Here is a 9,880-nt window from a genome sequence, read left to right on the forward strand (position 1 = left end):
GGGGTCCGCGCGGCTCACCCGGGCACCGCCGTGCGGGCGGCGCGGCGCTCGCGGGCGCCGCGCGGGTCGGGCACCGGGACGGCGTCGAGCAGTTCGCGGGTGTACGGGTCGCGGGGCGCGGTGAACACCGCCGCCGCCTCGCCCACTTCGACCAGCCGCCCGGCGCGCATCACGGCGACCCGGTCGGCCACCTGCCGTACGACGGCGAGGTTGTGCGAGACGAACACGTACGTCAGGCCGTGGACGCGCTGGAGTTCGGCGAGCAGGTCGAGGACGGCCGCCTGCACCGACACGTCGAGCGCGCTGGTGGGTTCGTCGAGGACGACGAGCCGGGGCGAGAGGGCGAGGGCGCGGGCGATGGAGACGCGCTGGCGCTGCCCGCCGGAGAACTCGTGCGGGTAGCGGTCCTGCACGCCCGCGTCGAGGCCGACGGACCGGAGCAGTTCGCCGACGCGCTCCCGCAGCCGGGCGCGGGCCCCGCCGCGGCGCCCGCGCAGTCCGGGGTCGTGGGTGATGAGCGGCTCGGCGACGATGTCGGCGATCCGCATGCGGGGGTTCATGGAGGAGTACGGGTCCTGGAGGACGACCTGCATCTCGCGGCGCACGCGGCGCAGTTCGCCCGCGGAGAGCGCGGCGAGGTCGCGCCCGGCGAAGGAGACCGTGCCCGCGGTGGGTTCGGCGAGCCGCAGCAGCAGCCGGGTCAGGGTGGTCTTGCCGCAGCCCGACTCCCCCACCAGGGCGAGCGTCTCGCCCTCGTAGACGGTGAGCGAGACGCCGTCCACGGCCGCGACCCGGCGGGATCCCCTGCCGAACTCCTTGCGGATACCGGTCAGTTCGAGCAGCGGCCGACCGCCGGCCGGCCCGCTGACGCCCCCCGTGGACACACCGCCGTCCTGAGACACACCGCCGTTCGGGGACACACCGCTCATGCCGTACGCTCCAATCGCGGGGTCGCCGCGAGCAGCGCCCGTGTGTAGGGGTCCTCGGGGTGCTCGAAGACGTCGAGGACATCCCCGTTCTCGACGACCTCCCCGCGGTTCATGACGACGACCCGGTCCGCGGTCTCCGCGACCACGCCGAGGTCGTGGGTGATGAGCACGACCGCCATGCCGTGCCGTTCCTTGAGGGACAGCAGCAGGTCGAGGATCTGCCGCTGCACGGTGACGTCGAGCGCGGTCGTCGGCTCGTCCGCGATGAGCACGTCGGGCCTGCCGACCAGCGCGGCGGCGATCATCACGCGCTGGCGCAGGCCGCCGGAGAGCTCGTGCGGGTACTGGCGGTAGCGGCGGGCGGGGTCGGGCACGCCGACCTCGTCGAGCGCGGCGAGCGCCGCCTCGCGGGCCTCGGCCCTCGACGCGCCCCTGTGGTGCCGCAGCACCTCCGCGACCTGGGTGCCGACGCGCTGGAGCGGATCGAGGCTGGTCATCGGGTCCTGGAAGACCATCGAGACGGCGCCGCCCCGCACCGCGCGCAGCCGCTTCTCGCCGCAGGAGAGGAGGTCCTCCCCCGCGAAGAGGACCCGGCCGCCCGGGTAGACGCACGGCGGCTCCGGGTTGAGCCGGAGGACGGAGAGCGCGGTGGCCGTCTTGCCGCTGCCGGACTCCCCCACCACGGCGAGGGTTTCGCCCGCGGCGACCTGCCAGCTCACCCCGCGCACCGCGTGTACGGCGCCGGTGTCGAGGAGGAAGTCCACGCTGAGGTCCTCGACGGCGAGTACGGGTTCCCCGGCGGCCCCGCGCGGGGCGGCCGTCGCCTTGTTCTGTGTGGTCATCGTCGGTACGCCTTCGGGTCAGCGACGTCCCGCAGGGCGTCTCCTGTGATGTTGACGGCGAGCGAGGTGAGCATCAGGGCGATGCCGGGGAAGACGGCGACCCACCACGACGTGCCGAGGTAGAGCTGCCCGTCGGCGAGCATGGAGCCCCAGGTGACGGTCTCCTTGGGCACGCCGAGGCCGAGGTAGCTGAGCGACGCCTCGGCGACGATGGCCGCGGCGATGTGCAGGGTGCCGATGGTGGCGAGGGGCGCCATCACGTTGGGCAGCAGGTGGCGCCGCATGATCGCCGGGTCGGTGACACCGATCGCCCGCGCCTCGGTGACGAAGTCGCGGGAGCGCAGCGACAGCACCTCGGAACGCACGACGCGGGCGTACGAGACCCAGCCGGTGAAGCCGAGTACGAGGATCACGTACCACAGCCCGGAGCCGAGGAAGCCGACGATGGCGAGTGCCAGCAGGATGGCGGGGAAGGCGAGTTGGACGTCGGCGAGGCGCATGAGGACCCGGTCAGGCCAGCCGCCGAGGTAGCCGGAGGCGAGGCCGACGAGGGTGCCGACGATGCCGGCGAGCAGCGCGGCGCTCGCGCCGACGAGGAGCGAGACCCGGGTGCCGTACAGGACGCGGGAGAGCATGTCCCGGCCGAGCTGGTCGGTGCCGAGGAGATGGGCACCGCTGCCGCCGTGCTGCCAGGCGGGTGGTTTGAGCCGCATCAGGAGGTCCTGCGCGTTGGGGTCGTCGGGCGCGATCAGCGGCGCGAACACGGCGACGACGATCAGCAGCGCGAGGAACGCGAGTGCGGTGACGGCGAGTCTGTTGCGCAGCAGGGTGCGTACGGCGGCGGTGCGGGTGGAGCGCCGGGCCGTGGCGGCCGGCGGGGGCGCGGTGGCGGCGGTGGCTGGGGTGACGGTCATCGGGACGTCCTCACCCTCGGGTCGAGGAGGCTGTAGGAGAGGTCGACGAGCAGGTTCACCACGACGAACACGGCGGCGAAGAACAGGACGGTGGCCTGCACGAGCGGGAAGTCACGGTTGGAGATGGCCTCGATGGTCAGCCGGCCGACGCCGGGCCAGGAGAAGACCTGCTCGGTGAGGATGGCGCCGCCGAGGAGGCTGCCGACTTCGAGGCCTACGACGGTGACGACGGGCAGCGACGCGTTGCGCAGGGCGTGCACGAAGACGGTCTTGAGCGGGCCGAAGCCCTTGGCGCGCGCGGTGCGTATGTGGTCGGAGGAGAGCACGTCGATCAGGGAGGAGCGCAGGAGTCTGGCGACGACGGCGACGGAGTAGACGGCGAGTGTCACGGACGGCAGCACCAGGTTGGCGAAGGTGCCGTAGCCGGATGCGGGCAGCGCGTGCAGGCCGACGGCGAAGACCAGGATGAGCAGGATGCCGACCCAGAACGGCGGGGTGGACTGGCCGAGCAGGACGCCCGCCATCACCCCGCGGTCGGAGGCGCGGCCTCGGCGCATCGCCGCGAAGACGCCCGCGGGCAGGGCGATGCCGAGGGTCACCACGAGGGCGCCTGCGGCGAGTTCGAGGGTGGCGGGCAGCCGGTCGGCGAGCACATGGCTGACGGGCTCGTGGTAGAAGAGCGAGGTGCCGAGGTCGAGCCGCGGCAGTCCCCAGAGGTAGTCGAGGTACTGCGTGAGCAGCGGCCGGTCGAGGCCGAGACTCGCGCGCAGGGTGGCTTCCTGGTGCGCGGTCGCGTCGGGCGGCAGCAGGAGCTTCACGGGGTCGCCGGAGAGCCGTACGAGGAAGAACGAGACGGTGGCGGTGCACAGCAGGACGAGGATCGCGGCGGTGAGCCTGGTGAGGACGAGCCGCAGGATCCGGGCGGCGTCGCCGCGCCGCGCGGGTGCCTCGTCCCCCGCGCCGGACGCCGGGGCGTGACGGGGCGTCAGGTCGGTCATCGGGAGACCTCCGCGCTGGCCATGGCGAGGACGCCGGCGGGGCCCGGGGTCCAGCGGGGCCGCTGGTTGCGGGCGAGAATGGTGTCGATCTGGTAGAGGGGCACGAAGGGTGCCTCCTCCAGCATCAGCCGCTGGAGGTCGGAGAAGGCGCGGCGGCGCCTCTCGGGTTCCACGGCGAGTTCCTCGATGTCGACGAGGCGGTCGGCCTCCTTGTTGTGCCAGCGGCTCTGCCTGCGGTCGCTGCGCACGTTGGACTGGATCATGGACTCGCCGTCCAGGGTCCACACGGTGCTCGCGGCGAGGTAGAGCGGGCCGAGGGCGCCGTGGTCGTCGGAGGTGAGCCGGTCGGCGTAGGTGCCGGGGTCGAGGAGGTTGACCCGGGCGTGCACGCCGGCGCGGGCGAGCAGGCCGGAGATGGCCTCCGCGACGTCGGAGTCGATGTTGGAGGCGGTGAGTTCGGTGCTGAAGCCGTGCGGGTAGCCGGCCTCGGCGAGCAGCCTGCGCGCGGTGGGCACGGAGCGGGTGAAGGGCTTCAGGGAGGGGTCGTAGCCGAAGGCGCCGCGCGGGATCATCGCGGGCACCTCGGTGGCCTTGCCGCCGAGCACGGCCTTGATGAGCAGCCGTACGTCCACGGCGTGGTTGAGCGCCCGGCGGACCCGCTTGTCGCGCAGCGGGCCCTTGTCGAGGGTGTTGACGGAGAGGTACGAGGTCCTGATGCCGGTGTGGCTGTCGAGGGTGACGCCGGTGTACCCGTCCAACTGCTGTGCGGCGTCAGGGGTGAGGCCGGTGACGAGGTCGACGCCGCCGCTCTGGAGGGCCGCGAGGGAGGAGGAGGCGTTGGGCGCGGGGGTGAAGACGAGTGCGTCGACCTCGGGCCTGCCGCCCCAGTAGTGCGGGTTGGCCCGCATCCGCAGCTCGTGGTCGCGCTGCCAGCCGACGAAGGTGAAGGGCCCGGTGCCGACGGGGCGTTGGGCGAAACCGTCGTCGCCGACGCGGGCGAGGTAGCGGGGCGGCACGGCGACCCCGCCGAAGAGGGAGACCTTCTCGGGGATGATCGGGTCGTGCACGGAGGTGTGCAGGTCGACGGTGTGGTCGTCGACGGCCGTCACGCCCTTGACGTACCGCAGTTCCACGATGGGCGAGGCGGTGGCGGGGTCGAGCAGCCGCTCGATGCTGAACTTCACCGCGTGCGCGTCGCAGGGCTCGCCGTTGTGGAAGGCCACGCCGGGGCGCAGGGTGAAGCGCCAGGTCAGCGGGGAGACGACCCGCCAGGTGAGGGCGAGCCCCGGGTGCAGCTTGCCGTCGGTGCCGCGCGTGGTGAGCGTGTCGAACATGTTGATCAGGGCGTTCATCGACGTCATGTCGCCCTGTTTCTGCGGGTCCATGGTCTTCGGGTCGCCCGGCTGGGAGAGGCGCAGGACGTTGCCCGCGTCGCTCGCGGGGTCGGCCCCGCACCCCGCGAGCAGGGCGGGCAGTGCGAGCGCGGGCACGGCGAGGGCTCCGAGGCGCAGCACGTCGCGGCGGGGCGGGCCGTCGCGGCGCGCCCTCCCCTGACGTATTCGTTCCATTGAACAGCACATCCGTTCCGTCAGATGGAATGCGGTTGGGTTAAGCTAAGCGACATGGGGAAACCGGTCAACACCCGAAGCACCGCACAGGAGCCCGCGAAGGGTCCGGTCGACAAGGCGATGGAGGTGCTGCTCGCCCTGGTCGAGGAGGGCGGGGGGCCGCACCGCCTGGGCGACATCGCCCGGCGGACGGGTCTGACGAAGCCGACGGTCCACCGCCATCTGCGCACCATGGCCGAGTACGGCTTCGCACACGCCGCCGAGCAGGGCAGCTACCGTCCTGGGCCCCGGCTGCTCGGCCTCGCCGCCGCCGCGCTCGACGCGGAGCCCGGCCTCGCGCTCGCCCGGCCCGTCCTCGCCGACCTGCGGCAGCGCACGGGTCTGCTCGCGTACTACGCGGTGCCCGACGCGGGCGACGCCGTCTGTCTCGCGCTCTCCGAGCCCGCCGGCCACTACGCCACGGGCCTGCGCCCCGGCGGGCGTTCGCCGCTGCACTGCTCGGCGGCGGGCCTCGCGATGCTCGCCGCACTCCCCACCGAAGAGGCCGCCGAGGCGCTGGCGGGCCCGGCCCGCCCGGCCCCGGCCACCCCGTACACCCTGACCGAACCGGCTGAGTTGCGCGCGGAGTTGGACCGTACGGCGCGGCGCGGCTACGCGGTGGACGACGGGTACGGCGAGGAGGACACGCGCGGGGTCGCCGCGGTGGTGCGCGCCTCCGACGGGCGGCCCGTGGGCGCGCTCGCGGTGTGCGGCCCGGTGTTCACCCTGGACGACGCGGCCGTCGAGGTGTTCGGACCGATGCTGCGCGCGGCAGCGCGCACCGTATCGGCCGGGCTCGGCGGCCCGCCACCGCGCCTCGGCGTGGTGCCCGCCGCCCAGCGCGTCCAGGCCCCCCAAGCCGTCGAGTCCGTCCAGGCCGTCCACGAGACAGACGGGGGCCGGGCGTGAGCACACTGCGCGATCTGCTCGAACAGGCCCGCCGCTCGGGGGTGTTCTCCGGCGCGGCCTGGTCGGTGGGGACCGCGGACGCGGTCCTCGACCGCGGCTGGACCGGGAGGCGCGGACACACCGGCACCGCCCCCGGCTGCCCCGGCCCTGACGGCCCGCCCCTCGACGGTGAGGACCTGTGGGACCTGGCGTCCCTGACCAAGCCGGTGGTGGGGCTCGCGGTGATGGCGCTCGTCGACCGGGGGCAGCTCGCACTCGCGGACACGGTCGGCGCCCGCCTGCCCGCGTACGCCGCCACCGACAAGGCGGAGCTGACGGTGGGGGACCTCCTCGCGCACACCTCGGGACTGCCCGGCCAGGTGCCGATGTACCGCGAGCATCCCACCAGGCAGGCGCTGCTCGCCGCGCTCGGCACACTGCCGCTGACCGGGCCGCCCGGCACCCGTGTCACGTACTCGTCGCAAGGCTTCATGCTGCTCGGGCTGATCGCCGAGGCGGCGGCGCGCACCCCGCTCGACGCCCTGGTGGCCGAGACGGTGAGCGGACCGCTCGGCCTGTCCCGTACGGGCTTCACCCCGGACGCGGCGGGCCGGGCGCGCGCCGTGGCCACCGAGTACTGCCCCTGGCGCGGCCGGGTCGTCGTGGGCGAGGTGCACGACGAGAACGCCGCCGTGCTCGGCGGGGTCTGCGGCCACGCCGGGCTGTTCGCGCCGCTCGCCGACATGGAGCGGCTCGGCGCCTGCCTCGCCGGCGGCGCGTCCGGGCTGCTGCGCCCGGAGACCTACGCGCTGATGACCGCCCCGCACACGGACGGCCTCAACCTGCGCAGGTGCCTCGCCTGGCAGGGCCTCGACCCGGTGGGTTCGCCGGTCGGCACGGCCTTCGGACCCGCCTCGTACGGACACACCGGCTTCACCGGCACCAGCGTGTGGGTCGACCCGGTCGCCGGGCTCTACGCGGTGCTCCTCACCAACCGCGTCCACCCCACGCGCGAGGGCGACGCGGTCGGCGCGGTGCGCCGGGCCTTCCACGACACGGCGCACATCCTCCACGCGCGGGGGTGACGCCCTCTACGCGCGGGGCAACGCCCTCTACGCGCGGGGGTGACGGCGGCGCGTGCGACACGCCGCCGGGGCGCGCCGCGTCCACCCGTGAGGACCACCCGCGGACCGCGGGGACCGGCCCGCGAGGGGCCTGACGGGCCGCCAGGGCCCTTCGCGCGTAGCGGGGACCGCGGGCGGCTGCGCGGCGGTGCGGCCGGTTGGCGGGCGGGCACTACCCGCAGGTGCGAAATCGGCGCGGATCACACCGCGACCCCGGCAAGGCGGGAAGAAGTCGTCGCAACCGGGCGCGGACGCGACTCGGAGTGTGAAGACCGCCCCGCGTGTCCGTGCCGAACCTCTGCCCCGAAGGGTCCTGAGTTGCCGTACAGACACGTCTCGCCGCGGCGCACCCGACTGGCCGGTGCCTGCGCCCTCGCCCTGACCGCCACCGCCGTCCTGTCCGCCGCCGCTTCGGCCCAGGCGAGGCCCGCGGCCCCGGCCCCGCCGGGGCCCGAGGGGATCTCCGCGGCCTCCGCCGACTCGCTCGCCGCGCGCTTCGACGACACCTCGCAGGGCTCGTACTACGACGCCGCGCGTCACCGGCTCGTGGTCAACGTCCTGGACGAGTCGGCGGCCGACACCGTACGGGCCGGGGGCGCGACGCCCCGCCTGGTCCCCAACTCGCTGGCGGACCTGCGCTCCGCCACCGCCACCCTGCGCGACCGCGCCACCATGACCGGCACGTCCTGGGTCATCGACCCGCGGGCCGACAAGGTCGTGGTGACGGCGGACGGCACGGTGACCGACGACCGCCTCGCCAGGCTCAACAAGGTCGTCGGCGATCTGGGCGGCCGGGCCGTGCTCGAACGCACCGGGGGCCGGCTGTCGCTGGACCTGTCGGGCGGCGATGCGATCTGGGGCAGCGACGCCCGCTGCTCGCTCGGCTTCAACGTGGTCAAGGACGGCGACCCGTACTTCCTGACCGCGGGTCACTGCGGGAAGGCCGTCTCGACCTGGTCCGACAAGCAGAGCGGCAGCGAGCTCGCGAAGACGGAGAGCGCGACCTTCCCGACCCACGACTACTCCCTGGTCAAGTACACCTCCCCGGACACCCCGCACCCCAGCGAGGTGAACCTCTACAACGGCAAGACGCAGCCGGTCAAGGAGGCGGGCACCGCGCTCGTGGGGCAGACCGTGGAGCGCAGCGGAAGCACCACGAAGACCCACACGGGCGAGGTGACGGGCCTCGACGCGACGGTCAACTACCAGGAGGGGTCGGTGAGCGGGCTCATCAAGACCTCGGTGTGCGCCGAGCCCGGCGACAGCGGCGGCCCCCTCTTCGACGGCTCGACCGCCCTCGGGCTCACCTCCGGTGGCAGCGGCAACTGCACCTCGGGCGGGGAGACTTACTTCCAGCCCGTGCCCGACGCGCTGAAGGCGCTCGGCGCCGAGATCGGCTGACGCGCGCACCGGCGCCGGCGGCCGTCGGCGCCGGTGTGCCTGCACACTCTGCCTGTTGAACTCCGCACATTACAGAGTGCGGCATTTCAGGGAGATTTGCCCCTTTTGCCCCTTGTGCGGTTTGTGTGTTGTGATGGGTGACGCAAGCGAAGAACCAATCGAAAGGGGATGGTGGGGATGGCTTCCGTCGAACCCGTGACCCGCGACACGCAGCTTCAGGACACGGATCTCGAAGCAGCCCTCAACCCTCTGGAGGCAGAAGGCACCTTCCGCGACTCGCGCGAATGCGCGGCGCTGGCCCTGGCCGGCGGCAGCGGTGGCCTGCTGCTGTCGCCCCCGACCCCGCGGCCGAAGAAGGGCTGACGGAAGTCCATGACCGAGCAGTCAGGTACCTCGACCCGTCTGACGGGCGCGGTACAGGACCTCGCGTTCGAGGTGGTCTCCGCCCTCCGGGGCGGGGACCACGTCGGCGGTGTGGGCGGCAGCGCCGGGATCAGCGGCGACGACGGCCTCGGACTCGCGGCGGTGCGCGTGCTGGGCTCCGACCTGCTGCTGCCGAGCGTGCTGCTCGGCCGTCCCGCGGACCGGTCCGACCTCGCACTCCTCCAGCAGGCCGTCACGGTCTTCCCGCCCAGTTCCGACGCCTCCGCCGTGTCCGCGTGGAGCCACTGGGCGATGACGCAGACACTTCTCCGGCTGGCCGGCACCGCGGACACGGTCGGCACATTCACCCGTTCGGAGCAATCGAGGGGCCGTGCAGTGCAGCCGGGGGACGGGGCCGCGGCCCCGGAGCCCCCGCACGGGGTCCCCGCGGCCGAGCCCTCCACCGACTGGCTCGACGGCGCCCCCTGGCAGACGCTGGCCCATCAGCTCGCGGTGCTCGCCGCCCTGGCCGTGCCGGACTCTCACTCCGGTGTCGCACGGGTGGCCGCGCGACGGCCGGTGGACGTGGCGCGCGGCTTCGTGCGCGCCGTGCGCCGCCGCGACTGGCTCCAGGCCGCAGGCACCGGCCGCTGGCTCGCCGTGCTCGACGGGGTGCCCGACACCCTGGGCCTCGACGCGGGCCTCGACTTCGTGGCGCAGATGGGCGGCGCCGACGCGCGCGTGGCGCTGCACACCCAGGCGGCGCGCGCCCTGCGCGCCGGGGCCGCCGCGTGAGCGCACCGGCGCGGGCGCA

10 protein-coding genes are annotated in these 9,880 nt (G+C 74.0%); 5 read left to right on the forward strand and 5 right to left on the reverse strand.

Going from position 1 to position 9,880, the window contains the following annotated elements; all coding sequences use genetic code 11:
• Positions 1 to 14: 14 nt before the first annotated feature.
• Genes ABEA77_RS26410 through ABEA77_RS26430 form a run of 5 tightly spaced genes read right to left on the reverse strand, consistent with a single transcriptional unit; the run spans position 15 to position 5,251 of the window.
• Positions 15 to 929, reverse strand: a complete 915-nt coding sequence (locus ABEA77_RS26410) for an ATP-binding cassette domain-containing protein (RefSeq protein ID WP_345652591.1) — start codon at positions 927 to 929, stop codon at positions 15 to 17.
• Positions 926 to 1,771, reverse strand: coding sequence for an ATP-binding cassette domain-containing protein (locus ABEA77_RS26415; RefSeq protein WP_345652594.1), 846 nt, complete (start codon positions 1,769 to 1,771; stop codon positions 926 to 928). The genes ABEA77_RS26410 and ABEA77_RS26415 overlap by 4 nt, the downstream gene beginning before the upstream one ends.
• Complete coding sequence (locus tag ABEA77_RS26420) at positions 1,768 to 2,685, reverse strand: ABC transporter permease (protein WP_345652597.1); 918 nt, start codon at positions 2,683 to 2,685, stop codon at positions 1,768 to 1,770. Before ABEA77_RS26420 ends, ABEA77_RS26415 begins: the two co-directional genes overlap by 4 nt.
• Positions 2,682 to 3,683, reverse strand: a complete 1,002-nt coding sequence (locus tag ABEA77_RS26425; protein ID WP_345652600.1) for an ABC transporter permease — start codon at positions 3,681 to 3,683, stop codon at positions 2,682 to 2,684. Before ABEA77_RS26425 ends, ABEA77_RS26420 begins: the two co-directional genes overlap by 4 nt.
• A complete protein-coding gene (locus ABEA77_RS26430) occupies positions 3,680 to 5,251 on the reverse strand; it encodes an ABC transporter substrate-binding protein (RefSeq protein ID WP_345652603.1) in 1,572 nt (523 codons plus the stop codon). The genes ABEA77_RS26425 and ABEA77_RS26430 overlap by 4 nt, the downstream gene beginning before the upstream one ends.
• 54 nt (positions 5,252 to 5,305) lie before the next feature.
• Between ABEA77_RS26430 and ABEA77_RS26435 the strand changes: the two genes are divergently transcribed.
• The 5 genes from ABEA77_RS26435 (at position 5,306) to ABEA77_RS26455 (ending at position 9,861) form a co-directional block, all read left to right on the forward strand.
• Positions 5,306 to 6,199: an IclR family transcriptional regulator gene (locus ABEA77_RS26435; protein ID WP_345652607.1), complete on the forward strand. Its 894-nt coding sequence runs from the start codon at positions 5,306 to 5,308 to the stop codon at positions 6,197 to 6,199.
• Positions 6,196 to 7,263 carry a serine hydrolase domain-containing protein gene (locus tag ABEA77_RS26440; protein ID WP_345652610.1) on the forward strand — a complete coding sequence of 356 codons (1,068 nt, stop codon included), beginning with the start codon at positions 6,196 to 6,198 and terminating at the stop codon, positions 7,261 to 7,263. Before ABEA77_RS26435 ends, ABEA77_RS26440 begins: the two co-directional genes overlap by 4 nt.
• 357 nt (positions 7,264 to 7,620) lie before the next feature.
• Positions 7,621 to 8,703: a S1 family peptidase gene (locus ABEA77_RS26445; protein WP_345652612.1), complete on the forward strand. Its 1,083-nt coding sequence runs from the start codon at positions 7,621 to 7,623 to the stop codon at positions 8,701 to 8,703.
• A gap of 177 nt (positions 8,704 to 8,880) precedes the next feature.
• Positions 8,881 to 9,066 carry a hypothetical protein gene (locus tag ABEA77_RS26450; protein WP_345652614.1) on the forward strand — a complete coding sequence of 62 codons (186 nt, stop codon included), beginning with the start codon at positions 8,881 to 8,883 and terminating at the stop codon, positions 9,064 to 9,066.
• Positions 9,067 to 9,075: 9 nt separating this feature from the next.
• On the forward strand, positions 9,076 to 9,861 hold the full coding sequence (locus tag ABEA77_RS26455) for a hypothetical protein (RefSeq protein WP_345652616.1): 786 nt from the start codon (positions 9,076 to 9,078) through the stop codon (positions 9,859 to 9,861).
• Positions 9,862 to 9,880: the final 19 nt, after the last annotated feature.

Origin of the sequence: Streptomyces tremellae, assembly GCF_039540215.1 — a bacterium.
In the GTDB taxonomy this organism is placed as follows: domain Bacteria; phylum Actinomycetota; class Actinomycetes; order Streptomycetales; family Streptomycetaceae; genus Streptomyces; species Streptomyces tremellae.

Bases quoted from the DNA above. Each gene is read 5' to 3' on its own strand.
- ABEA77_RS26450 (WP_345652614.1), top strand. From the start codon at position 8,881: ATGGCTTCCGTCGAACCCGTGACCCGCGACACGCAGCTTCAGGACACG.
- ABEA77_RS26435 (WP_345652607.1), top strand. From the start codon at position 5,306: ATGGGGAAACCGGTCAACACCCGAAGCACCGCACAGGAGCCCGCGAAG.
- ABEA77_RS26420 (WP_345652597.1), bottom strand. From the start codon at position 2,685: ATGACCGTCACCCCAGCCACCGCCGCCACCGCGCCCCCGCCGGCCGCC.
- ABEA77_RS26430 (WP_345652603.1), bottom strand. From the start codon at position 5,251: ATGGAACGAATACGTCAGGGGAGGGCGCGCCGCGACGGCCCGCCCCGC.
- ABEA77_RS26415 (WP_345652594.1), bottom strand. From the start codon at position 1,771: ATGACCACACAGAACAAGGCGACGGCCGCCCCGCGCGGGGCCGCCGGG.
- ABEA77_RS26410 (WP_345652591.1), bottom strand. From the start codon at position 929: ATGAGCGGTGTGTCCCCGAACGGCGGTGTGTCTCAGGACGGCGGTGTG.
- ABEA77_RS26425 (WP_345652600.1), bottom strand. From the start codon at position 3,683: ATGACCGACCTGACGCCCCGTCACGCCCCGGCGTCCGGCGCGGGGGAC.
- ABEA77_RS26455 (WP_345652616.1), top strand. From the start codon at position 9,076: ATGACCGAGCAGTCAGGTACCTCGACCCGTCTGACGGGCGCGGTACAG.